General features: G+C 67.2%; 23 protein-coding genes. 15 read left to right on the top strand and 8 right to left on the bottom strand.

What is annotated here, in order from left to right:
* Positions 1 to 30: 30 nt before the first annotated feature.
* Positions 31 to 357, bottom strand: a complete 327-nt coding sequence (locus KPL74_02365; GenBank protein ID QWT20865.1) for an iron-sulfur cluster assembly accessory protein — start codon at positions 355 to 357, stop codon at positions 31 to 33.
* A 121-nt stretch (positions 358 to 478) separates the two neighbouring features.
* Here KPL74_02365 and asnS point away from each other — a divergent pair, with 121 nt between their 5' ends.
* From asnS to KPL74_02335, 6 genes are read left to right on the top strand one after another with little or no spacing between them, the layout of a single operon-like run.
* Positions 479 to 1,882, top strand: a complete 1,404-nt coding sequence (gene asnS / locus KPL74_02360; GenBank protein ID QWT20864.1) for an asparagine--tRNA ligase — start codon at positions 479 to 481, stop codon at positions 1,880 to 1,882.
* Between the two features lie 15 nt (positions 1,883 to 1,897).
* Complete coding sequence (locus tag KPL74_02355; protein QWT20863.1) at positions 1,898 to 2,701, top strand: hypothetical protein; 804 nt, start codon at positions 1,898 to 1,900, stop codon at positions 2,699 to 2,701.
* 5 nt (positions 2,702 to 2,706) lie between these two features.
* Positions 2,707 to 3,039: a hypothetical protein gene (locus KPL74_02350; protein QWT20862.1), complete on the top strand. Its 333-nt coding sequence runs from the start codon at positions 2,707 to 2,709 to the stop codon at positions 3,037 to 3,039.
* Between the two features lie 28 nt (positions 3,040 to 3,067).
* Positions 3,068 to 3,856, top strand: a complete 789-nt coding sequence (locus KPL74_02345; protein ID QWT20861.1) for an SDR family oxidoreductase — start codon at positions 3,068 to 3,070, stop codon at positions 3,854 to 3,856.
* A gap of 14 nt (positions 3,857 to 3,870) precedes the next feature.
* The gene (locus KPL74_02340; GenBank protein QWT20860.1) at positions 3,871 to 5,322 is read left to right on the top strand and encodes an aldehyde dehydrogenase; all 1,452 of its coding nucleotides are present in this window, start codon (positions 3,871 to 3,873) and stop codon (positions 5,320 to 5,322) included.
* Entirely contained in the window at positions 5,297 to 5,740 is a 444-nt protein-coding gene (locus tag KPL74_02335; protein QWT20859.1) for a deaminase, read from the top strand. The genes KPL74_02340 and KPL74_02335 overlap by 26 nt, the downstream gene beginning before the upstream one ends.
* A 148-nt stretch (positions 5,741 to 5,888) precedes the next feature.
* Here the strand turns inward: KPL74_02335 and hutG are convergent, their stop codons facing one another.
* Positions 5,889 to 6,665 (bottom strand): N-formylglutamate deformylase, encoded by a 777-nt coding sequence (hutG, locus tag KPL74_02330; protein QWT20858.1) that lies wholly within the window; start codon positions 6,663 to 6,665, stop codon positions 5,889 to 5,891.
* 16 nt (positions 6,666 to 6,681) lie between these two features.
* Positions 6,682 to 8,043 (bottom strand): glutathione-disulfide reductase, encoded by a 1,362-nt coding sequence (gorA, locus tag KPL74_02325; protein QWT20857.1) that lies wholly within the window; start codon positions 8,041 to 8,043, stop codon positions 6,682 to 6,684.
* Between the two features lie 161 nt (positions 8,044 to 8,204).
* Between gorA and KPL74_02320 the strand changes: the two genes are divergently transcribed.
* From KPL74_02320 to KPL74_02305, 4 genes are all read left to right on the top strand, one after another.
* Positions 8,205 to 8,777, top strand: coding sequence for a C40 family peptidase (locus tag KPL74_02320; GenBank protein ID QWT20856.1), 573 nt, complete (start codon positions 8,205 to 8,207; stop codon positions 8,775 to 8,777).
* Positions 8,778 to 8,909: 132 nt separating this feature from the next.
* A complete protein-coding gene (locus KPL74_02315; GenBank protein ID QWT20855.1) occupies positions 8,910 to 9,362 on the top strand; it encodes an organic hydroperoxide resistance protein in 453 nt (150 codons plus the stop codon).
* A 118-nt stretch (positions 9,363 to 9,480) separates the two neighbouring features.
* A complete protein-coding gene (locus tag KPL74_02310) occupies positions 9,481 to 10,155 on the top strand; it encodes a DUF4386 domain-containing protein (GenBank protein ID QWT20854.1) in 675 nt (224 codons plus the stop codon).
* Entirely contained in the window at positions 10,155 to 10,562 is a 408-nt protein-coding gene (locus tag KPL74_02305; protein ID QWT20853.1) for a hypothetical protein, read from the top strand. Before KPL74_02310 ends, KPL74_02305 begins: the two co-directional genes overlap by 1 nt.
* A 181-nt stretch (positions 10,563 to 10,743) precedes the next feature.
* Here KPL74_02305 and KPL74_02300 read toward each other — a convergent pair whose 3' ends face one another.
* Positions 10,744 to 11,232, bottom strand: a complete 489-nt coding sequence (locus tag KPL74_02300; GenBank protein ID QWT20852.1) for a peptidylprolyl isomerase — start codon at positions 11,230 to 11,232, stop codon at positions 10,744 to 10,746.
* Between the two features lie 53 nt (positions 11,233 to 11,285).
* Positions 11,286 to 12,521: an MFS transporter gene (locus KPL74_02295; GenBank protein ID QWT20851.1), complete on the bottom strand. Its 1,236-nt coding sequence runs from the start codon at positions 12,519 to 12,521 to the stop codon at positions 11,286 to 11,288.
* A 127-nt stretch (positions 12,522 to 12,648) separates the two neighbouring features.
* Between KPL74_02295 and KPL74_02290 the strand changes: the two genes are divergently transcribed.
* From KPL74_02290 to KPL74_02280, 3 genes are all read left to right on the top strand, one after another.
* Positions 12,649 to 13,017 carry an EF-hand domain-containing protein gene (locus tag KPL74_02290; protein QWT20850.1) on the top strand — a complete coding sequence of 123 codons (369 nt, stop codon included), beginning with the start codon at positions 12,649 to 12,651 and terminating at the stop codon, positions 13,015 to 13,017.
* A 55-nt stretch (positions 13,018 to 13,072) separates the two neighbouring features.
* Positions 13,073 to 13,738: a class I SAM-dependent methyltransferase gene (locus KPL74_02285; GenBank protein ID QWT20849.1), complete on the top strand. Its 666-nt coding sequence runs from the start codon at positions 13,073 to 13,075 to the stop codon at positions 13,736 to 13,738.
* Between the two features lie 279 nt (positions 13,739 to 14,017).
* Complete coding sequence (locus KPL74_02280) at positions 14,018 to 15,436, top strand: DEAD/DEAH box helicase (protein QWT20848.1); 1,419 nt, start codon at positions 14,018 to 14,020, stop codon at positions 15,434 to 15,436.
* A gap of 75 nt (positions 15,437 to 15,511) precedes the next feature.
* Here KPL74_02280 and rimJ read toward each other — a convergent pair whose 3' ends face one another.
* Together rimJ and fghA are read right to left on the bottom strand one after the other, a co-directional pair.
* Entirely contained in the window at positions 15,512 to 16,066 is a 555-nt protein-coding gene (gene rimJ, locus KPL74_02275) for a ribosomal protein S5-alanine N-acetyltransferase (GenBank protein ID QWT20847.1), read from the bottom strand.
* Positions 16,063 to 16,902: an S-formylglutathione hydrolase gene (fghA, locus tag KPL74_02270; GenBank protein QWT22564.1), complete on the bottom strand. Its 840-nt coding sequence runs from the start codon at positions 16,900 to 16,902 to the stop codon at positions 16,063 to 16,065. Before fghA ends, rimJ begins: the two co-directional genes overlap by 4 nt.
* 155 nt (positions 16,903 to 17,057) lie before the next feature.
* Here fghA and KPL74_02265 point away from each other — a divergent pair, with 155 nt between their 5' ends.
* Both KPL74_02265 and KPL74_02260 read left to right on the top strand, forming a co-directional pair.
* A complete protein-coding gene (locus KPL74_02265) occupies positions 17,058 to 18,917 on the top strand; it encodes a DEAD/DEAH box helicase (protein ID QWT20846.1) in 1,860 nt (619 codons plus the stop codon).
* A 1,081-nt stretch (positions 18,918 to 19,998) separates the two neighbouring features.
* Positions 19,999 to 20,751, top strand: coding sequence for a response regulator transcription factor (locus KPL74_02260; GenBank protein ID QWT20845.1), 753 nt, complete (start codon positions 19,999 to 20,001; stop codon positions 20,749 to 20,751).
* Here the strand turns inward: KPL74_02260 and KPL74_02255 are convergent.
* The gene (locus tag KPL74_02255; GenBank protein ID QWT20844.1) at positions 20,716 to 22,107 is read right to left on the bottom strand and encodes a hypothetical protein; all 1,392 of its coding nucleotides are present in this window, start codon (positions 22,105 to 22,107) and stop codon (positions 20,716 to 20,718) included. The genes KPL74_02260 and KPL74_02255 overlap by 36 nt on opposite strands.
* Between the last annotated feature and the right edge of the window lie 82 nt (positions 22,108 to 22,189).

The following is a 22,189-nucleotide window of genomic DNA, read 5'->3' as shown; positions in this document are numbered from 1 at the left end:
CCGCGACTCCCAGCCTGCGCAGCAGGCGACTTACGAAACCGTAAAACTCTCGCCGCACCCGCATTCCCCCGTGGCATTCGGGTTATGGAACACGAACGAGGCATTCAGCCCCTGGCGCTGGAAGTCGATCAGCGTGCCGTCGACCAGCGGCAGGCTCTTCGGGTCGACCACGACCCGGATTCCGTCGATATCGAGGACCTTGTCCTCGTCGGCGATGGCCTCGGCCAGGTCCACCACGTAGCCGAAACCCGAGCAGCCCATCCGCTTGACCGAGAAGCGCACACCCGCGGCGGCCGGGGCTTTCGCCAGGAAGGCGCGCATGCGGTCGGAGGCGGCGGGAGTGATCTGGATGCTCATGAAATGGTTATCTGGCCGTGGTATATCGGGAAATGGTGCCGTTCACGCCACCATTACATTATTATATAGGGTCGCGTCCCCTCGCGCCTGATATGCGGCGCCCTATCTGGAGTTTCAATCGATGACGGTGGTAAGCGTCAAGCAGGCCCTCGCCGGCGGCTCGTCCGCGGCGGATCAGGAAGTCACCGTGCGTGGCTGGGTGCGCACCCTGCGCGAATCCAAGGGCGGCCTTTCGTTCGTCAACGTGAGCGACGGCTCGTGCTTCGCCCCGATCCAGGTCGTGGCCACCGCCGACCTGCCGAACTACGACACCGACGTGAAGCAGCTTTCGGCCGGCGCGGGCATCATCGCCACGGGCAAGCTGGTGCCGTCGCAGGGCAAGGGCCAGGCCTTCGAGATCCAGGCCAGCCGGATCGAGGTCACCGGTTTCGTCGAGAACCCGCTCACCTACCCGATCCAGCCCAAGCAGCACTCCATGGAGTTCCTGCGCGAAGTGGCGCACCTGCGCCCGCGCACCAACCTGTTCGGCGCAGTAACCCGCGTGCGCCACACCATGATGATGGCGATCCACCGCCTGCTCACGGAACAGGGCTTCTTCTGGATCAACACCCCGATCATCACCACCTCGGACGCCGAAGGCGCCGGCGACATGTTTCGCCTGTCCACGCTGGACCTGGCCAACCTGCCCCGCGACGACAAGGGCGGCATCGACTGGAAGAAGGATTTCTTCGGCCGCGAAGCCTTCCTCACCGTGTCCGGCCAGCTCAACGTCGAAGGCTATGCCATGGCGATGAGCAAGGTGTACACCTTCGGCCCCACGTTCCGCGCCGAAAACTCCAACACCACCCGCCACCTGGCCGAATTCTGGATGGTCGAGCCGGAAGTGGCCTTCGCCACCCTGTCCGACATCGCCGACCTGGCCGAAGTGTTCCTCAAGGGCATCTTCAAGGCCGTCCTCGACGAGCGCGCCGACGACATGGCGTTCTTCGACGAGCGCGTGATGCCGGGCGCCGTGAAACGCCTCGAAGATTTCATCGCCAAGCCCTTCGAGCGCATCGATTACACCGATGCCATCGACATCCTGCAGAAGTCCGGCAAGAAGTTCGAGCACGCCGTGGCCTGGGGTGTCGACCTGCAGACCGAGCACGAACGTTACCTCGCCGAGGAACATGTGGGCCGTCCCGTGGTCGTGATGAACTACCCGGAACAGATCAAGGCTTTCTACATGCGCCTGAACGACGACGGCCGGACCGTGGCCGCCATGGACGTGCTGGCCCCGGGCATCGGCGAGATCATCGGCGGTGCCCAGCGTGAAGAGCGCCTGGACTACCTCGACCGCCGCATGGACCAGTTCAAGCTCGATAAGGACACCTACAACTGGTATCGCGACCTGCGCCGCTACGGCACCGTGCCCCACGCCGGCTTCGGCCTGGGCTTCGAGCGCCTGCTGGTCTATGTCTGCGGCCTCGCCAACATCCGTGACGCCATCCCCTACCCCCGCGCGGCAGGGAGCGCCGAGTTCTAAATCCCCAAGACGACCATGCCCCCGATACTTACCCGCCTGTTTCCTCTCGTCGTCGCCCTGGCCATCCTGGGCGGCTGCAAGACGATCGTGCCGCCGAACTTCCGGCCGCCGGACAACCCCTCCGTCACCGTGGACCTTGCCCGCAAGGCCCTCGATAACGCCCAGCCGTGTTGCGGCAGCTTCGCCGACCTCTCCTACCAGGACCTGTTGCCCTGGCAGCCGAAGCGCTTCGAGCTGAGCAAGGACAGCCCGGTCGCCAACCTCAACGGCGACCGCAGCTACTTCCTCGCCTTCCGCCTGCCGCAAGGCGCGCAGATGCCCTACACCATCGCCATGAAGTCCGAGCTCAACGGTCGCTGGCTCAGCTCGAGCTACCTGTTCGCCCCCACCGTGGTGGTGCTCGACGACGCGTTCCAGCCGCTGCACGCCGAAGACATTCAGCTGTGCGAATACATTGGCTGGACCAGCGAAACCACCGGCGCGTTCGGCAAGTTCAAGGTCGAAGACGATCGCGCGCGCTACCTGGTGGTGTATTCGTCGGCCAAGCAGCAGAAGAGCCAGACCTACTGGGAGCAGTCGCCGACCACCTTCTCGGCCGAAGCGCCGATCAAGATGAACTCGGCGGGTAACTTCAAGATCGCCCATGGCCCCGATGGCGTGCTCTTCCTCGGCATCCAGAACGACACCTACCGCAAGGCCCTCGGCAATGCGGTCTGCGGCCAGGCGGCACCGGGCAACGGCGTGATCAGCACCCTGAAGGACGTGGTCAGCACCGACCTGCTCGGCAACGACCCGAAGAAGAAGGAAAAGGGCAGCTGAGCACCATGGCCTATGCGGTTTACGCCTATCTCCTGCTCCTGCTGGGCTCGGTGCTGTTCTTCGTACTGCACATCGTGGCCCAGTGGCGCTTCGCCGCGCTGCTGAAGAAGCGCTACCCGCAGCAGTGGCAGACCATCGTCGAGGCCGACACGGGCCGCCCGAATGGCCTCGCCAACTGGCTGCGGGTGCGTCGCGTGCTGCGTTCCGACGCCCCGGCCCTGTTCAACGACGCCACCCTCAGCCGCTGGCAGGCCTGGTGGCGGCGGACGCCGTGGCTGGCCTGGCCGTGCTGGTTTGCCGCGATGGCGATACAGTGGTGGGCGATGAAACAGGGCTGATCGCCCGCCACCCACACAGGAGCGCCGCATGGATCTTCGCCTCACTGGACGTCACGCACTGGTCTGCGGCGCCTCGCAAGGCATAGGAAGGGCCACGGCGTTCGAGCTGGCCGAGCTCGGCGCCAGCGTCACCCTGCTCGCCCGCTCCGCGGACACGCTCAAGGCGCTCGCCACCGAGCTGCCCGCCAGCCAGCCGGGACAGAAGCACGATTACCTCGCCGTCGACATGCTCGACACCGACGCCCTCGCGGCCGCCGTCGCCGCCGTGGTCAAGGACCACGCGGTGCACATCCTGGTGAACAACAGCGGCGGGCCGCCGCCCGGCGCGGTCCACGTGGCCGAGGTCGAGGCCTTCCAGGTCGCCTTCCGCCAGCACGTGATCAGCGCCCAGGTCATCACCCAGGCCTGCCTGCCCGGCATGCGCGCCGCGCACTACGGCCGCATCGTGAATGTCATCTCCACCTCGGTGAAGGAACCGATCCCGAACCTCGGCGTCTCCAACACGGTGCGCGCCGCGATGGCCGGCTGGGCCAAGACCCTGTCGTCGGAAGTGGCGCACGACGGCGTGACCGTCAACAGCGTGCTGCCGGGCTATACGCGCACGCCGCGGCTGGACGCGCTGGTCGAGTCCAGCGTGAAGGCCGGGCGTGGCCGCGACGAGGTGGAACGCGGCCTGCTCGCCAGCGTGCCCGCCGCGCGCTTCGGTGACCCGGCCGAAGTGGCGGCCGTCATCGCCTTCCTTGCCAGTCCGGCGGCGGGCTACATCAACGGCGTGAGCCTCGCCGTCGACGGCGGCCGCACGCGCAGCCTCAACTGACGGCGGCGCCGCGCATGCTCACGCTCAGCAACCTCATCGATGGCGAGCCGCGCGCGCCGCGTGGCGAGCGCTACCTCGACATGGTCGATCCCGCGACGGGACAGGTGTACGGCCGCTGCCCGGATTCGGCGCCCGACGACGTGGCCGATGCGGTGGACGCCGCGTCACGCGCGCTGCTGCGCTGGTCGACGCTGCCTGCCGATGCCCGCGCCCGCTGCCTGTATCGGCTGGCCGACCTGGTCGAAGCACGGCTCGACGCCTTCGCCGAGGCGGAGTCGCAGGACAGCGGCAAGCCGCTCGTCCTCGCCCGCTCGCTCGACATCCCGCGCGCCATCGCCAACCTGCGTTTCTTCGCGGCCGCCGCCACGCAGTTCAGCGGCGAGGCGCATGCGATGGAGCATGGCGCGATCAACTACACCCTGCGCCTGCCGCTGGGCGTGGTGGGCTGCATCAGTCCGTGGAACCTGCCGCTCTACCTGTTCACCTGGAAGGTCGCGCCTGCGCTGGCGGCAGGCAACGCGGTGGTCGCCAAGCCATCGGAAGTGACGCCACATACGGCCTGGCTGCTCGGCACGCTGGTCCAGGAAGCGGGTTTTCCGGATGGCATCTTCAACATCGTGCACGGCACCGGCCCGGCCGTGGGCGAGGCGATCGTCACCCACGATGCGGTGAAAGCCGTCTCCTTCACCGGCAGCACGCGCACGGGGATCGCCATCGCGAGCGCCGCCGCGACGCGCCTGAAGAAGGTGTCGCTGGAACTGGGCGGGAAAAACCCGGCGATCGTCTTCGACGACTTCGAATTCAACGACAGGAACCTGGCCACGATCGTGCGCTCGGGATTCGCCAACCAGGGCGAGATCTGCCTGTGCGGCTCGCGCCTGCTGGTCCAGCGAGGCATCTACGAGCGGTTCCGCGAAGCCTACCTGGAACGCGTGCGCGCCCTGCGCGTGGGCGATCCGCAGGACGCTTCGAGCGACCTCGGTGCGCTGGTTTCCCGCGCGCATTTCGACAAGGTCATGGCCTGCATTGCGCGTGCGCGTGCCGAGGGCGGCGATGTCCGGGTCGGCGGCGAACAGGTGCAGGTCGGCGGCCGTTGCGCCGATGGCTGGTTCGTCGCCCCGACGGTGATCGAGGGCCTGCCCTTCGACGCCGCGACCAACCAGGAAGAAATCTTCGGGCCGGTCGTCACGCTGATCCCGTTTGATACGGAAGACGAGGCGCTGGCGCTCGCCAACGGCACGCCGTATGGGCTCGCCGCTTCGCTGTGGACGCGCGATATTTCGCGTGCGCACCGGATGGCGGCAAAACTGGAATTCGGCATCGTCTGGATCAACTGCTGGATGCTGCGCGACCTGCGCACGCCGTTCGGTGGCAACAAACAATCCGGCGTCGGTCGCGAAGGCGGCTTCGAAGCCATGCGTTTCTTTACCGAGGCCAGGAATGTCTGCATCGACCACGGGCTCTGACATCGTCCGCACCGACAGCGCGCCCGCGCCCGTCGGCGCCTATCCGCACGCACGCCGCGTGGGCCAGCTGCTGTTCCTGTCCGGGGTCGGGCCCCGCACGCCGGGCACCAACGGGGTCCCGGGCAACGTCTTCGATGCGGACGGGACACTGGTCGCATACGACATCGAGGCGCAGTGCCGGCAGGTATTCGCCAATGTGCGGGCGGTGCTGGAAGCCAGCGGCGCGCGCTGGGAAGACCTGGTCGATGTCACGGTGTTCCTTACCGACATGGGACGCGACTTCGCGACGTACAACCGCCTCTACGCCGAAGCCTTCGCCGGCGTCGACGCCTGCCGCACCACGCTGGGCATCACCGCCCTGCCCACCCCCATCGCCATCGAGCTCAAGTGCATCGCCGCGCTACCCCCCAACTTGTAGGAGCGCGCCTGCGCGCGATCCGCCGGCAGGCGGAAAAATTCATCGTGCGCTGGTTTCAATAAAATCATCGGCCGTTGGTTTTAAAAAACCATCGCGCGTTAGTTGCAAAAAAACCATCGCGCGCAGGCGCGCTCCTACAAGGGCAGGCTCAGCTTAGGCAGGCCTGCAACATCTCCCCAATAAGCAACTGCACCCGCGCCGCCTTCTGCGGCAGGTACTCGAAGCTGTCTTCGTCCATGTAGGTAACCTGCGAGAGCTCGAGCTGGATGGCTTCGACGCCCTCTTCCGGCCGGCCGTACTGGCGGGTGATGTAGCCGCCCTTGAAGCGGCCGTTCACGACGAACGAGTAATCGCCCTGGCCCTCGAGCACGGCGGCGATCTTCGCCTGCAGTTCGCCGGAGCAGCTGATGCCGTCGGCGGTACCGAGGTTGAAATCCGGCAGCTTGCCGTCGAACAGCATCGGCACGTGGCTGCGGATCGAATGGCCATCCCACAGCACCACCCGGCCGTGCTTCGCCTTCAATCGCGACAGTTCCTCGGCCAGCGCGCGGTGGTACGGCTTCCACCAGTGCTTGACCCGGTCGGCCACCTCGGCTGCGTCGGGCTCCGCGCCTGGGCGGTACAGGTCGTGGCCGTCGAACATGATCGTCGGCACCAGGCCGGTTTCCTTCTTGCCCGGATACAGCGCATGGCCGTCCGCCGGCCGGTTGAGGTCGACCACGTAACGCGAGACCACCGGGCGAATGACGCTGGCGCCGAGGCCCTTGGCAAAGTCGTACAACTCGCCGACGTGCCAGTCCGTATCGACGGACCGGCGGGCCGGACGCTTCATGCGTGCGGCGATCTCGTCGGGGATGACGCTGCCGTTGTGCGGCAGGCTGATCAGGAGCGGAGCGGTGCCGCGATGCAGGCTATACGGGGTCATGGCCGCATTCTAGCGCTCAACCGGGTACGCGATCGCCCATGGTCACCATTTCCTCGGCCGAGGTCGGATGGATGGCCAGGGTGGCGTCGAGGTCGGCCTTGGTCGCGCCCATCTTGATCGCCACGGCGAAGCCCTGGAGGATCTCGTCCACGCCCGGCCCCAGCATCTGCATGCCGACGATGCGCGAATCCTCGCCGACACAGATCAGCTTGAAGCGCACGAACATGGGGCGCTGCGCCAGCGCCAGCTGCATGGGCACGAAGGTCTGCTTGTACAGGTGCACGTCGTTGCCATGGGCCTCGCGGGCCTGCTGCTCGGACAGGCCGATCGTGCCGAGCGGCGGATGGGAAAACACCACGCTGGGCACGTTGTCGTAATCGAGCCGCGCCTTCGGCTGGTGGCCGAACAGGCGATCGGCGAGCTTGCGCCCCGCCGACACCGCCACCGGGGTCAGCGCCAGCCGCTGGGTGACGTCGCCCAGCGCATACACGCCGGCGATGCCGGTCTCCTGGAAGTCGTCGACGACCACCTGGCCCTGGCTGTTGGTGGCCAGGTTGATCGCGTCGAGGTCGAGCGAGGCGGTATTTCCTTCGCGACCCACCGCCCACACCAGCAGGTCGTACGGGCCGGGCGTGGTGCCCTTGTCGCAATCGAGCATCAGCGCTCCGTCCACCTTGTGCACGGCGTCGATCTGGCAGGTGTAGTTGATGGTGATGCCGTGCTTCTCCATCTCTTCGCCGAGCTGGTAAGCCATCTCTTCGTCGAAACCGCCCATCAGCCGGTCACGGACGAACAGGTCCACCTCGCTGCCCAGCGCCCGCAGCACGCCGGCCAGCTCCACGGCGACGTAGCCACCGCCGACGATGGCCGTCCGCCGCGGCGCCTCGCGCAGGGCGAAGAACCCGTCCGAGGTCACGCCGAGGTCGAAACCCGGCTTGTCCAGCTTCACCGGCTTCGAGCCCGTCGATATGACGACATGCGGCGCCGTGAGCACGCGATCGCCGGCGGCGATGCGGTGAGGCTCGAGGAAGCGGGCGGTCTCGTGGATGAGGGTGATCCGCAGCGTGTCCAGTTGCTGCTGGTAGCTGCCGTGGATCCGCTCGATATACGCGTCGCGCCGCTCGATGAAGCGCGGCCAGTCCAGCTTGCCCGGCTTGTCGGTGAAGCCGTAGTCCGCGGCGATGTACTGCGCTTCTGCCATCTGCGCGGCGTACCACATCGCCTTCTTGGGCACGCAGCCGGCATTCACGCAGGTGCCGCCCAGCTCGGACGGCTCGACCAGGGCCACCTTCGCACCATGCTTCGCGGAGCGGATCGCCGAGGCCAGGCCACCTGACCCCGCACCGATCACGATCAGGTCGAAGGCTTCGTCGGACATGCGCAACTCCAGGCTGGGTGAACGTCACACCGTAGCAAAAAGGCGGTGGAAAGCGATGTGTAGGCTGTCCGCCGCCTGAATTCGCGCAACTTGCGAGGTGTTCCACGCAACCTGTTGATTTGATAACCTGCCCCGGCCGATCCTGACAGGGGAAACGCCCGATGCACCTTCTTTCCGCCGCGCCACGCCCGCTTCGTGCCCTTGGCACGCTGGCGTTGGCATGCGCCATGGCCTTGCTGGCGTCCTGCGGCAGTGCCCCGCATCGTCCCTCGTCGTCGCAGCGGAATAATCCCGCTGCCAACGTTCCGCTGGCGAAGAACCTCAACTGGTCGCTGAAGCCGGCGGCGGCGCCGCCCGCCGATGCCGCCAACGACGTCCTGTTCCGGGCGATCGGCCTGGTCGGAACGCCTTACCGCTGGGGCGGCAACACCCCCGCCGGCGGTTTCGACTGCAGCGGCCTGGTCAACTACATCTACATGACTTCCACCGGCATGCGCCTGCCGCGCACCTCCGCCGAGATGGCCGACCTGGACAAGCCCAAGGTGGGCGAAGCCGACCTCGCCAGCGGCGACCTGGTCTTCTTCGGTCGCGGCCATGTCAGCCATGTCGGCGTCTATGTCGGCAAGGGCCGCTTCGTCCATGCACCCAACTCCGGCGGCACCGTTCGGCTGGATGATCTTGACGGTGCGTACTGGAAGGCAAACTTCGTCTACGGTCGACGCGTTCTAAACTGAACGAATGGCAACATCGACTTCGTCAGCCTGCGAATTAGATTGCGCGCTATTTAATTGCGTGCTCTACTTCATTCACGGCGCCGGGATCGACCCGGCCCCTCCCTCACCTCCCGATCGAAAAGGACAGCCAGCATGAGCAACGTCTCGAAAGTCGAAAAGATCCTCTACACCGCCCACGCCGAAGTCGCTGGCGGCCGCGAAGGCCACGTCAAGTCGGACGACGGCCTGATCGACCTGCAGCTGCGCCTGCCGAAGGAAATGGGCGGCAACGGTGGTGGCAGCAATCCGGAGCAGCTGTTCGCCGCGGGCTACGCCGCCTGCTTCGAAGGCGCCGTGCGCTTCGTCGCTGGCCAGAAGAAGGTCAAGGTCGACGGCGCCTCGGTGAAGAGCGAAGTCGGCATCGGCCCGCGCCAGGGCTCGGGCTTCGCCATCCAGGTGAAGCTGGCCGTCAGCCTGCCGGGCGTCGACGACGCGACCGCCCAGGAGATCGTCAAGACCGCACACGAAGATGTCTGCCCCTACTCGCACGCCACCCGTGGCAACGTCGACGTGGACGTGAGCGTCAACGGCAAGGCCCTCGCCTGATCGCCCCGCGCCCCGCTGGCCTCGATGGCCGGCGGGGCGCATGCCTCACTTCCGGCACGGGCAGCCCGATCCCCGCGTGTCGCACAGTAGCCCCACGCAACCGCATGGGGAGAGCGGCATGACACCTTTGGGCAGGCAAGCCCGGATCGCCGGGCTGTGGTTCTTGCTCGTGATCCTTGTTGCACCGGTAAGGCTGGTGATCGTTCCCGACCAGGCTGCCAACGACATCCTTACCCATACCGGCCTGTTCCGCGCCGGCATGGTGGCCGACCTGGCCTGTGGCGTGGCGATGCTCATGCTCACCTTCGCCCTGCGCCGCCTCTTCCTCGGCGTGCATCGCGGCCTGGCCAACAGCCTGGTCATCTTCGGCGGCATCCTGCCCGCGGCCCTGTACACGGTGAACGTCGGCAACGATGCGGCGGCACTGATCCTCGCCCGCGGCGCACCCTTCCTCGACGTGTTCAGCGATCCGCAGCGCTTGGCGCTGGCGGAGCTGTTCCTGCGCCTGCACGACAGGATGGTGGTGGCGTCGGAGCTGTTCTGGGGACTGTGGCTGGTGCCGCTGGCCGCGCTGACCTGGCACGGCGGGTTCCTGCCGCGCTGGCTGGGCGCGTGGCTGCTGGTCAACGGCGTGGCTTATGTCGTGCAATGCGTGGTCGGCTTCGCGTGGCCCACCGCCGCGCCGATGCTGTCGACGGTGTGTGCCCCGATCCAGTTCGGCGAGATCGCATTCGCGCTCTGGCTTCTCGTCCGGGGCGCCCGCCCCGGATTCACCGCAAGGGAGTTCGGCTGATGGCGAAGCTTGAAGACGTGCGGGTGCCGGTGCGCCTGCGCCTGGCCGGGCTGTGGACGTCGCTGATGTTCTGCTACGTCTACGGCGACTATTTCGGCTTGTTCGAACACGGCCACCTGCAGGACATGATCGCGGGCAACTTCGGACCACTCGGGCCGACGACGGCCGGCGTGCTGGTCGGGGTGAGCCTGATGATGGCCGTGCCAGCGCTGATGGTGTTCGGCTCGATGGTGCTGCCGGCCGGCGTGGCCCGCTGGGCCAACATCGTGCTCGGCGTGGCGTACGCCGCGATCATGGCGCTGACGATGCCCGGCGCGGCACCGTTCTACGTGGTGCTGGCGGTGATCGAGATCGGCCTGAGCCTCGGCACCGTAGCCACCGCGTGGCGCTGGCCAAGACACGTGTAGGAGCGCGCCTGCGCGCGATGGGGGCTCGCGAATAGATCGGTATTCGCGATTAAATGTTGCTCGCGAATAAATGTTGCTCGCGAATAAATGAGCTTTTGGAGGAAATGGGAACACGCAGGAATCAAATTCCCCCGTGTCCCCCATTCGCGCGCAGGCGCGCTCCTACAGAAGCCGGCGTGGCTTAGTGCGCGCCGTCGCCGTTCGGGTGGGCGTGGCCGTGGGCGATCTCTTCTTCGGAGGCGTCGCGGACCGACTGCACGTCGATGTTGAAGTGCAGCGTCTTGCCGGCCATCGGGTGGTTGGTGTCGATATCGACCACGCTGGAACCGACCTTCTGCACGACCACGGCCTGGCGGCCGCCTTCCTTCAGGGTGAGGATGGTGGTTTCACCGGCCTTGAGGTTCTTGCCCTGGTTCGGGAAGTACTTCTTCGGCACGCGCTGGGTGGCGCCTTCGCGACGCTCGCCATAGCCCTGGTCCGGGCTGATTTCCAGGTCGAACTTGTCACCGGCCGACTTGCCTTCCAGACCCGCTTCCATGCCCGGGATCAGCTGGCCGTGGCCGAGCAGGATCCACAGCGGATCGCCGCCGTCGATCGAGTTTTCGACCTCGGTGCCGTCCACGGTGAGCGTGTAATGGAACGAGATGACCTTGCCCTTGCCAGCCTGCATGTTGGTTTCTACCGGATGAAAACCGGGCATTTTACCGGGGGCGGGGCCCGCCGTCACGCCGTTCCGTCGTCCCGGCCAAAGCCCTTGCCGCGCGCTTCCGGCCCGAGCCACGTGAGGACGGCCAGGAGCACGGCCACGGCGGCGATCCAGATCGACATGGCGAAGGCAAAATCCCCGCCGCGCAGGTCCGCCAGCCGGGTCTGCGCCGTGGCGGTGATCGCCGCCAGCAGGTTGCCCATCTGGTAAGCAAAGCCCGGCAAGGTGCCGCGCACGGCATCCGGCGACAACTCGTTGAGGTGGGTCGGCACGACGCCCCAGGCCCCCTGCACCATCACCTGGATCAGGAAGGCGCCCAACCCTAGCAGCAACAGCGAGCCGCCATAGGTCCACAGCGGGATCACCGGGATGGCGAGCACCGCGGCGATGATGATCGCCTTGCGCCGGCCAATGCGCTCGGAGAGCGAGCCGAAGGTCAGTCCGCCCACCAGCGCGCCCAGGTTCAACAGCGCGGTCAGCAGGAACGCGGTGGCCGACCCCGCCGGGATATGCAGGGTCTCCTGCAGGAAGGTCGGATACATGTCCTGCGATCCGTGGCTGAACATGTTGAACGCCGCCATCAGCAGCATCAGGTAGAGGAAGAGTTTCCAGTGGCCGCGCATGGCCTCCATGACGCCGACCCGCGCCTGCGTCTTGCGCTGCTCCCAAACCGGCGATTCAGGCACCTTGCGGCGGATGTAGAGCACCAACAGGGCGGGCAACGCGCCGACGATGAACAGGCCACGCCAGCCGATGTGATCGATCAGCAACCAGTTGGCCAGCGCCGCCAGGAAGAAGCCGCAGGGGTAGCCACTCTGCAGGAGCCCTGAGACCAGGCCACGGGATTTCGCCGGGATCGACTCCATCGCCAGCGACGCGCCGATGCCCCACTCGCCCCCCATCGCGATGCCGAACAGGAAGCGCAGGCCAAGCAGCACGGCAAGGCTGGGTGCGAAGGCGCAGGCGATCTCGAGCACCGAGAACAACACGATGTCGAACATCAGCACCGGCCGGCGACCGTAGCGATCCGCCAGGCGGCCAAACACCAGCGCACCGATGGGCCGCGCGGCCAGCGTAAGGAAAAGACCGTAGGTGACCTGCTCCTTGGGCAGGTTGAATTCGTGCGCAACGGCCAGGATGACGAAGGTCAGCAGGAAGTAGTCGAACGCATCCAGGGTCCAGCCGAGGAAACTTGCGATGACGGTATGCCGCTGGGTGTGGTCGAGCTCGCGAAGCGCAGCAGGCAACGGCATCCGAAATTCCTCAAAGGCGGGGCGCCGTCGAGGCTAGCACAGCGCGAAATTCCAACACGGGGCTCACGGGCCGACGACGGCACGCCGTTACACTGGCCGACGCCATCAACGACGTAAGGAGGACGCCATGCAGTTCCCACGCTTGATCGTTTCGCTCGCCCTCGCCAGCAGCCTCACCGGCGCCGCGTTCGCGCAGTCCGCGCAACCGCAGGCGCAGCCGGCACAGGCCGCGCATCCGCAGGTGGAGGCCAGCGGGCAAAGCGCGCCGCCGTCGGCTTCGGGCGCTTCTTCGAGTAGCGATGCGCCCTCGTTCTCCGACCTGGATACGAAGGGCAAGGGCTACATCCAGCGCAGCGATATCCCGAAGGATAACGAGGCACTGAAGCCCTTGCGCGCACACTTCAACGAAGCCGACCAGGACCACAACGGTCGCGTCGACGCCGCGGAATACAATGCCTACGTCAGCAAGTCCAAAGCACCGCAGCAGACCCATTGATGTACCGGCCGGGCGCGTGCATCGTGCCCGGCTTTTCCATGGACGGTAGCCCACGATGATCCCCAACCTGCAGCTGCGCCGGCGCATCGCCTCTCGCTTCACCCGCCGCGGCGACCGCATCTACATCCACGGCAAGCTCGCCACTGATCCGGTGTATGCCGCCTGTGCCGAGGCCATCGCCGGCCGCCGACTGCCCCTGCTCGACATCGGTTGCGGGCTCGGCTTGCTCGGCCACTACCTGCAAGCCTGCGATGCGCTGGACGGCTATCTCGGCCTGGACAACGATCCGCGCAAGATCGCGATGGGCCGCGAGGCGGCGGAGCGCGCGGGCCTGGACGGTGCCCTTACCCTGCGCGAAGCCGACGCCGCCGCGCCCCAGGGCGTGCGCGGGCATGTCGCCATGCTCGATGTCCTGCACTACCTGCCCGAAGCCCGCCAGGGCGCCCTGCTCGCCCATGCCGTGGACCACCTGGCCGACGACGGCGTGCTGATCCTGCGCAACGTGATCCGCGACGGCTCGTGGCGCTACCGGGCGACCGTGCTCGAGGAACGCTTCATCAAGGCAGTCGGCTGGATTCCCGCCGGCGCCCAGTACTTCCCGACCGAGGACGACATTCGCCGGGTGCTCGAGCCCCGTGGCATTCGCGTCGATTTCCGTCCCCTGTTCGGCCGCACCCCTTACAACAGCTGGTTGATGACGGCGTCGCGCAGGGCCGCCTGACACCCGTTTGGGCGATGCGAAACTGAACAACCAGGCCGGCTTTGGGGGCCGGCCATGCTGCGCCGCAAAATGTGCTAGAATCGGCGGGTCGTGCTTGCGCTATCGACTCCCTTGCGGAGCTCTGGCTGGGATCCTCTCTGATCCCGCCCCCTCCCCCACCCCCGAAAAGCGCGCTCGACACCGGCCAGTTCGTTGCCCTTCTTGGCACGCGCGGCCGCCGAATTCATCGCTCGCGGCGCGGTTCCAGGGAACGCCCGGGCACACAGGAGTCAACTCCAGATGTCTTTTGAATCGCTGGGCCTTGCGCCCGCGTTGCTGCGCGCGTTGGGCGAAGCCGGCTACAAGAACCCCACCCCGATCCAGGCTGCCGCCATCCCCGAGGTCCTCGCGGGCCGCGACCTGATGGCCGCCGCACAGACCGGTACCGGCAAGACCGCCGCGTTCCTGCTGCCGATCCTGCACAAGCTGTCCAACTCGGCCATGCTCGAAGGCCGCCGCCCGATCCGCGTGCTGATCCTCACCCCGACCCGCGAGCTCGCCGCGCAGGTCCAGGACAACCTGTCCGACTATGCCAAGTACGTGCGCGTCAGCAGCACGGTGATCTTCGGCGGCGTCGGCATGGGTAACCAGCTGCACGCCCTGCGTCGCGGCGTCGAAGTCGTGGTCGCCACCCCGGGCCGCCTCATCGACCACATGATGCAGCGCTCGGTCGACCTGTCGAAGGTCGAAGTGCTGGTGCTCGACGAAGCCGACCGCATGCTCGACATGGGCTTCCTGCCGGCACTGAAGCGGATCCTCGCCGCCGTGCCGCAGAAGCGCCAGACGCTGCTGTTCTCGGCCACGTTCGCACCGGAAATCAAGGCTCTTGCCCAGCAGTTCATGCGCGACCCGCGTGAAGTGTCGACGGCACCGGCCAACACCGTGGCCAACACGGTGACCCATCGCGTGCATCCGGTGGATGCCGCGCGCAAGCGTGACCTGCTGCTGCACGTGCTCGCCCAGGACAGCCGTCGCCAGACGCTCGTCTTCAGCCGCACCAAGCACGGCGCCGACAAGCTCGTCCGTTTCCTGGAAGCCGCCGGCATGCGTGCCGCCGCCATCCACGGCAACAAGAGCCAGAATGCCCGCACCCGCGCGCTGTCGGATTTCAAGACCAATCGCACCACGGTGCTGGTCGCGACCGACATCGCCGCGCGCGGCATCGACATCGACCAGCTGCCGGTCGTGATCAACTTCGACCTGCCGATGGTCGCCGAGGATTACGTGCACCGCATCGGCCGCACGGGCCGCGCCGGCTCCACGGGCGAAGCGATTTCGCTGGTCAGCCACGACGAATCCGGCCTGCTGCGCGACATCGGTCGCCTGCTCAAGACCGACCTCGAGATCGCCAACGTGGCCGGCTATGAGCCGAGCACGCCGCTGCGCCTCGATGCCGGGGCCCCGCGTCCCAAGCAGGGTGGCGGCCAGCAGCGCCAGCCGCGCCAGCAGGGCGGCGGTGGTGGCGGTGGCCAGGGTCGTTCGGCTGGCAACGGCCAGTCGCGCCCGGGCAGCGGTGGTGGTTCCGGTGGCAACGGCGGCGGTCGTCCGTCGTCGCACCGTCCGCATGGCCATTCGGCCGCGGGTACCGGTGAAAACACCGGCAACCACAAGCGTCGCCGCCAGGGTCGCGGTGGCCGTCCGGCCACCAGCAAGGCCTGATCCGGCCTGGCCTGGCCCAGGCCAGGCCGGATCGATCGACCGCATGGGCGCAGATGCGCCCATGCGGTCTCCGCATCACCCGGGCGACCTGATCTTCGCCGTGAGCACGTGGTCTTCCCACAGGCCTTCGATCTTCAGGTAACGCTTCGCATAGCCTTCCTTCTCGAAGCCAAGGCGTTCGAGCAGGCGGCCACTCCGATCGTTCCGCGGCATGTAGTTGGCCATCACACGATGGAAGTCCAGCGGTCCAAACGCGTAGCGAATCGCTGCATCCAGTGCCTCGAACATCAGCCCCTGCCCCTCGTGGGCGCGGCCGATGCCGTAGCCGAGATGGCAGGCCTGGAACACCCCGCGAACCACGTTGGCAAAGGTGAAACTGCCAATCATTTCGGCGCTGTCCGGGGTAAGCAAAACGAACGGAAAACCTCGATCGGAGCGTGCCGCTTCCAGGCCTGCCTCGATCGTCTGCCGGCAACCTTCCAGCGTGTAGTGCGAACTGTTCCGCAGCGGCTCCCACGGACGCAGGTGCTCGCGGTTTTCCGTTCGGTAGCGCAGCAGCAGGCCCGCCTCCTCGACATCGAGCAGGCGGATCAGCAGCCGCGGCGTGCGCATGCGCACCGGCTCGCTCATGCGCAGAGGACGCCGGCGTGGTGGCGGAGGTGGTCGTCGATGAACGTCTGGATGAAGTAGTAACCGTGGTCGTAGCCGGCATGCATGCGCAGTTCCAGTGCCTGCCCGGCTTCTTCACATGCGGCCTCGAATCGTTGCGGTTGCAGCTGCTTCACCAGGAAGCCATCGGCCTCGCCCTGGTCCACCAGGATGCTGCCGTTGAAACGGGCCCCGTCTTCGATCAGTGCCGTCGCATCGTATTTGCGCCAGGTTTTCCTGTCGTCGCCGAGGTAACGCGGGAACGCTTTCTCACCCCACGGAACGCTGGCCGGCGCGACGATGGGCGCGAAGGCGGATACCGAGCGATAGCGACCGGGGTTGCGCAAGGCAAGCGTCAGCGCACCGTGGCCGCCCATCGAGTGGCCGAAGATGCCCTGCCGGCCCATGTCGAACGGGAATCGTTCCGCCAGGAGGCGGGGCAATTCGTCCACGACGTGGCTGTACATGTGGAAGCGCGCGGACCACGGCGCCTCGGTGGCATCGAGGTAGAAACCAGCGCCTTCACCGAATTCCCAGTCGCCGGTGGCGCCCGCGATGCCCGTATCACGCGGGCTGGTGTCGGGCATCACCAGTGCAAGGCCCAGTTCCGCCGCGAGGCGCTGGGCGCCGGCCTTGGTCGCGAACGTCTCCGGGGTGCAGGTGAGCCCGGCGAGGTACCAAAGCACGGGAACCGGCCCATTTTCCGCCGCGGGTGGCAGGTAAACGGCAAACTTCATCAGCCCGCCGCACGCCTCCGACCCCACGGTGTAAAACCCCTGGATACCCCCAAAGCAACGCTGCTCCGAGACCGTCTCAATCGACGCCATGCCCTTCTCCCTTTCGAACCTGACCGGCGAGTGTAACGCCGACGTGGCAAACAGCCACGGCCCACGACGTAACGCACTGATCGCTGCTACAATACTGTTACTGCCCGGCGCCGAATTCGCCGCCGCGCCCCTCCCCTGAGGCTGCCATGACATCCCCCGATACTGACAACGCTCCGGCCCTGCCCGGTTTCAGCGCGCTCGCGCTCGACGAAAAAGTCGTCCGCGCCCTGATCGACGTAGGCTACGAGACCCCTTCGCCCATCCAGGCCGCCACCATCCCGCCGCTGCTCGAAGGCCGCGACGTGATTGGCCAGGCCCAGACCGGCACCGGCAAGACCGCGGCCTTCGCGCTGCCGGTCCTGTCGCGCATCGACGTGCGCCCCGGCAAGCCGCAGGCGCTGGTGCTCGCCCCCACCCGTGAGCTGGCCATCCAGGTGGCCGAAGCCTTCCAGAAGTACGCCACGTACCTCCCGGGCTTCCAGGTGCTGCCGATCTACGGCGGCCAGAGCTACGGTCCGCAGCTGCAGGGCCTGAAGCGCGGCGCGCAGATCGTGGTCGGTACCCCCGGCCGCATCATCGACCACCTCGACAAGGGCACGCTCGACCTCTCCGCCCTGAAGTTCGTGGTGCTCGACGAAGCCGACGAAATGCTCCGTATGGGCTTCATCGACGACGTCGAGAAGCTGCTGCAGGCCACGCCGGAAGGCCGCCAGGTCGCGCTGTTCTCGGCCACCATGCCGGCGCCGATCCGTCGCATCGCGCAGACGTACCTGAAAGACCCGGTCGAGATCACGATCAAGAACAAGACCACCACCGCGGCGAACATCCGCCAGCGTTACTGGTGGGTCAGCGGCGTGCACAAGCTCGATGCCCTTACCCGCATCCTCGAAGCCGAAAGCTTCGACGCGATGATCGTGTTCGCGCGCACCAAGTCGGCCACCGAAGAACTGGCCAGCAAGCTGCAGGCCCGTGGCTTCGCCGCCGCCGCCATCAACGGCGACATGGCGCAGGCCCAGCGTGAGCGCGTGATCGAGCAGCTGAAGAACGGCAAGCTCGACATCCTGATCGCTACCGACGTCGCGGCCCGCGGCCTCGACGTGGAGCGCATCAGCCACGTGCTGAACTACGACATCCCGCACGATACCGAGTCGTACGTGCACCGCATCGGCCGCACGGGCCGTGCCGGCCGTAACGGCGAAGCGATCCTGTTCGTCACCCCGCGCGAGAAGAACCTGCTCCGCCAGATCGAGCGCGCCACGCGCCAGCCGATCGAGCAGATGCAGCTGCCGACCATCGAGGCGGTGAACGACACACGCGTGAACAAGTTCAACCAGCGCATCACCGATACGCTGGCCGCTGGCGACCTGGGCCTGTTCCAGCAGCTGGTGGAGAAGTACGAGCAGGAGCAGAACGTGCCGGCGATCGAAATCGCCGCCGCCCTGGCCAAGATCGCCCAGGGCGACCAGCCGCTGCTGCTCGAGCCGCCGGCGAAGCGCGAGTACACCGAGCGTCCGCCGCGTGAGTTCGATCGCGAGCGTCCGCAGCGCGACTTCGATCGCGATCGCGGTCCGCGCGAGGGTGGCGATTTCAACGATCGCCGTCCCGTGCGCGAGGGCATGCGCCAGCCGCGTCCGCACGCGACGGAAGCGGGCAAGCGTACCTATCGCATCGAAGTGGGCCACGAGCACGGCGTGAAGCCGGGCAACATCGTCGGCGCCATCGCGAACGAGGGTGGCGTGGAGGCTAAGTTCATCGGTCGCGTGAGCATTCGTGACGATTACAGCCTGATCGATCTTCCGGACGGCATGCCGCCGGAGACGTTTACCCACCTGAAGAAGGTGTGGGTGGCGCAGCAGCAGCTGAAGATCAGTGAGTGGGATGGTACGGAGCAGCCGCAGAGTGGCAGTGGCGGTGCGCCGCAGCGTCCGCGCGGTAATTTCCGCCCCGGCGGTGCCCGTCCGGGCCCGGGTGGCGGCAAGCCGCCGCGCCGCAAGCGCGAGTTCTGACGAAAAGCCCGGCTAACGCCGGGCTTTTTTCATGCGGTTGCCGCTGGCGCGGCCATGCCTGGCGAACCGCCGCCCTGTAGGAGCGCGCCTGCGCGCGAATGCCGTCCCCGCGGCGCTCGGGCCTTGCCGCAGGACAGCCCTCGGTGCCTACCCTCGCTGCTCAGACAGGTCCTCCGCGCTCGATAAGGTTGGCCGCAGCCGCGGCCCATGTACTCATCGGCCTTCGGCCGCTCGCTTGTGCGGAACTCGCCTCGAGGGTAGGCACCGAGGGCTCTCTTCATTCTTGCCGTGAACTGGCTGGGAAAGCGGCGGCACCGGCATCCCCGACGCATCGGCAGCTCGTGTAGGAGCGCGCCTGCGCGCGAACAGCCAACAGCGCGGTGATGCAGGGACGTGAGTCATCGTCCTCACCAAATGCCCTCACATCGCGTCAAAGACGTGCGTTGGTTTCCACGCACCATGACCCACGAACCACGACGGCGTCGGGTGAACCGCTGGCCTGCATCAACGCATTGCCTCATTCGCTCGGAGCCGAGCTGAGGTTTCGCGCGCGGGCGCGCTCCTACAAGTGCTGGCGTGGCGCTAGGGGTGCCATTGCCGTGCCGTCCACCCCAGCTCGCGACACGGATGAAGACAGCCCTCGGTGCCTACCCTCGAGGCGAGTTCGTGGCGGCGAGGGGGCCGGGCGGAAAAAGCCCGAAGGGGGTCGGCCACGATGGCCGGCCGTTCTTGCCGAGGCAGGATGCCGAGTCAAGAACCTCCGCCCGGCACCCGGTGCGCGGCCGTAGGCCCATGGATAAACGGGCTGCGGAGCAGCCCCTCCTTTTCGCACGCCAGAGCGCTGTCTGAGCAGCGAGGGTAGGCGCCGAGGGCTGTCCTGCGTGCAGGTACGAGCGCCGCGCGGACGGCCATCGCGCGCAGGCGCGCTCCTACAACAGCCATGCCAGCGCCGAGGTTCGGCCGAAGGCCGTGGTAGATCGGCCGGAGGCCGTTGGTCATGGCCGCGCCAGCGGCAACCGGGCGGCACAGCGGGGGCCTGGTTTGGTATGGTCGGGGGTGACGCAGTACCCAGGGACGCAGCATGACCGCCACGCTATCCGACACGCCGACAACCCTCGGTCGCCGCATCGCCGTCCTCGAAGACGACGCCATGCTGCGCGAAGACGTCATCGCCCCCGGCCTGCGCGACTTCGGCTTCGACGTCTTCACCGCCGGCAGCGCCGCCGAGCTCTATCGCGGCATGATCGGACACGTCTTCGACATCGTCCTGCTCGACATCGGCCTGCCCGACGAAGACGGCCTCACCGTCGCACGCCACCTGCGCCAGATGGGCGACATGGGCATCGTCATGCTCACCGGCTCCAACGCCCGGCATAACCACCTCAGCGCCCTCCAGCTCGGCGCGGACGCTTTCCTCTCCAAACCCGTCGACGTCGACATCCTGGCAGGCACCCTGCACGCCCTGGGACGCCGCCTGCGCGGCGGCAATGCATCGGCTGGCCCCACGACTCCCGCGGGCGCCGTGGCGCCTGCGGCGGCGGCCGAGGCCTGGCGGCTGGATGCGGAGGGCTGGTGCCTGATGGCGCCGAACGGTAGCGTGCTGGCGTTGACCGCGCCGGAGCGGGCCCTGATGGCGGCGCTGGTCGATGCGCACGGGCAACCGGTGGCGCGCGAGACGCTGATCGCCGCGCTGTGCACGGACGTCTACGCATTCGATCCACACCGGCTGGACATGCTGGTCCATCGGCTGCGCCGCAAGGCCACCGATGCCGGTGCCGGCACCCTGCCCCTGCTTACCTCACGCGGCTCCGGCTACCTGTTCGCCAACGGTTGAGGCGAGCGGCAGGCGCACGCCGATGCGCGTGCCCTTGCCTGGCGCGCTGTCCACCCACACGGATCCGCCCGCCGCCACCACGGTGTCGCGCAGCGTGGCCAGGCCCAGGCCCGTGCCCCGGCCGACGGGCTTGGTGGTGAAGAACGGGTCGAACGCATGCTCGCGCACCTCGTCCGGCATGCCGCAACCGTTGTCGACCATGCACAGCTCCACCTCGTCGCCACGGCAGCGCAGCACCACGTCGAAAGCGCCGCCGCCGGGCATGGCGTCGCGCGCGTTCGCGGCGACGTTCAACAGCATCAGTTCGAACTGGCCGCGGTCCATCGCCACGGCCGCGGGGCAGCCCTGCACGTCGATGCGCACGCGGACGGTGCCGTCGAAGATCTGCTGCAGCATCGGCGCGACATCGCGCAGGGCGTCGCCGGCATCGAAGACGTCGCAACGGACCACCCGATGGCCGGCGAAATCCAGCAATTTACGGCTGATCGAAAGGGCCCGGCGTGCCGCCACCTCGACGCCTTCCATGGACGCCAGCAAGGCGCCGGCACCTTTGTCGGCGTCACGTTCGCGCCGCTTCGCGTAGCCGAGCACCACGTTCAGCACGTTGTCGAAATCGTGCGCTACGCCCGAGGCGAGGCGACCGGCGGCTTCCATCTTCTGCGCGTGCACCAGCTGCGCCTGCGCGCGTTCGCGCTCGGTCATCTCGGCCTGCAACAAGGCGTTGCTGCGGGCAAGCTCGGCGCCACGCGCATTCGATTCGGCGAGGCTGTTGCGTAGCGCGGCGATGGTGCGATCGAGCACGACGGCGACCACGGCGTAACTCATCACCATCGATACCTTCCTGCCCACCTGCCAGTCGATCGCGCCATGCGGCCATTGCTGGACGACGTCGCCGAGCGTGCCCAGGCAGAACACGCCCATCAGCGCCACGTAGATCATCCACAGCGACTGCCGCCCCAGCATCAGGCCGCCCATGCCGAGGATCAGCAGTGGGAACGGGTCGTTGGACAGCCGTTCCAGGCCGATGCTGGCATAGGCGAAGGCAGCGCAGCCCAGCATCACGGCCAGGTACAGCATCACGCCGCGGCGGAAATGGCCCCGGCGCACGAGCACGAAGCTGGTCCAGGCGACCGCCGTCATGACCACGTCGGTGATCATGTCCGCGACCAGGCCCGGCGCGCTCAGGCTGTCGCGGAACGAGACGAAGAACAGGTGCACCACCTTGTTCAGGGGCATCAGCACGCCCATCGCCAGCAGGATCACCTGCACCAGCGGTGCGTTGCGCCGTTCCACCGGGTCGGCAACAGGAACCCCTTCGAGCCAGGCCCGAACCTTTACCCACGACTGCTTGACCACGCGGCTCTCCCCGGACGCGGTGATAGTGGCGCGCGGGCCTGCCCTCCCGCGTGAGCTTTCGAAAGATTACGAAAGTTTCGCA

It is taken from the genome of Bacillus sp. NP157, assembly GCA_018889975.1.
Taxonomy (GTDB): Bacteria; Pseudomonadota; Gammaproteobacteria; order Xanthomonadales; family Rhodanobacteraceae; genus Luteibacter.
The sequence above is the reverse complement of the archived record's forward strand: the minus strand, read 5'-3'. Positions and strand labels throughout refer to the sequence as shown.

Excerpts from the sequence above, each read along its gene's own strand:
- KPL74_02365 (QWT20865.1), bottom strand. The coding sequence starts at position 357 with ATGAGCATCCAGATCACTCCCGCCGCCTCCGACCGCATGCGCGCCTTC.
- asnS (QWT20864.1), top strand. The coding sequence starts at position 479 with ATGACGGTGGTAAGCGTCAAGCAGGCCCTCGCCGGCGGCTCGTCCGCG.
- KPL74_02355 (QWT20863.1), top strand. The coding sequence starts at position 1,898 with ATGCCCCCGATACTTACCCGCCTGTTTCCTCTCGTCGTCGCCCTGGCC.
- KPL74_02350 (QWT20862.1), top strand. The coding sequence starts at position 2,707 with ATGGCCTATGCGGTTTACGCCTATCTCCTGCTCCTGCTGGGCTCGGTG.
- KPL74_02345 (QWT20861.1), top strand. The coding sequence starts at position 3,068 with ATGGATCTTCGCCTCACTGGACGTCACGCACTGGTCTGCGGCGCCTCG.
- KPL74_02340 (QWT20860.1), top strand. The coding sequence starts at position 3,871 with ATGCTCACGCTCAGCAACCTCATCGATGGCGAGCCGCGCGCGCCGCGT.
- KPL74_02335 (QWT20859.1), top strand. The coding sequence starts at position 5,297 with ATGTCTGCATCGACCACGGGCTCTGACATCGTCCGCACCGACAGCGCG.
- hutG (QWT20858.1), bottom strand. The coding sequence starts at position 6,665 with ATGACCCCGTATAGCCTGCATCGCGGCACCGCTCCGCTCCTGATCAGC.
- gorA (QWT20857.1), bottom strand. The coding sequence starts at position 8,043 with ATGTCCGACGAAGCCTTCGACCTGATCGTGATCGGTGCGGGGTCAGGT.
- KPL74_02320 (QWT20856.1), top strand. The coding sequence starts at position 8,205 with ATGCACCTTCTTTCCGCCGCGCCACGCCCGCTTCGTGCCCTTGGCACG.
- KPL74_02315 (QWT20855.1), top strand. The coding sequence starts at position 8,910 with ATGAGCAACGTCTCGAAAGTCGAAAAGATCCTCTACACCGCCCACGCC.
- KPL74_02310 (QWT20854.1), top strand. The coding sequence starts at position 9,481 with ATGACACCTTTGGGCAGGCAAGCCCGGATCGCCGGGCTGTGGTTCTTG.
- KPL74_02305 (QWT20853.1), top strand. The coding sequence starts at position 10,155 with ATGGCGAAGCTTGAAGACGTGCGGGTGCCGGTGCGCCTGCGCCTGGCC.
- KPL74_02300 (QWT20852.1), bottom strand. The coding sequence starts at position 11,232 with ATGCAGGCTGGCAAGGGCAAGGTCATCTCGTTCCATTACACGCTCACC.
- KPL74_02295 (QWT20851.1), bottom strand. The coding sequence starts at position 12,521 with ATGCCGTTGCCTGCTGCGCTTCGCGAGCTCGACCACACCCAGCGGCAT.
- KPL74_02290 (QWT20850.1), top strand. The coding sequence starts at position 12,649 with ATGCAGTTCCCACGCTTGATCGTTTCGCTCGCCCTCGCCAGCAGCCTC.
- KPL74_02285 (QWT20849.1), top strand. The coding sequence starts at position 13,073 with ATGATCCCCAACCTGCAGCTGCGCCGGCGCATCGCCTCTCGCTTCACC.
- KPL74_02280 (QWT20848.1), top strand. The coding sequence starts at position 14,018 with ATGTCTTTTGAATCGCTGGGCCTTGCGCCCGCGTTGCTGCGCGCGTTG.
- rimJ (QWT20847.1), bottom strand. The coding sequence starts at position 16,066 with ATGAGCGAGCCGGTGCGCATGCGCACGCCGCGGCTGCTGATCCGCCTG.
- KPL74_02265 (QWT20846.1), top strand. The coding sequence starts at position 17,058 with ATGACATCCCCCGATACTGACAACGCTCCGGCCCTGCCCGGTTTCAGC.
- KPL74_02260 (QWT20845.1), top strand. The coding sequence starts at position 19,999 with ATGACCGCCACGCTATCCGACACGCCGACAACCCTCGGTCGCCGCATC.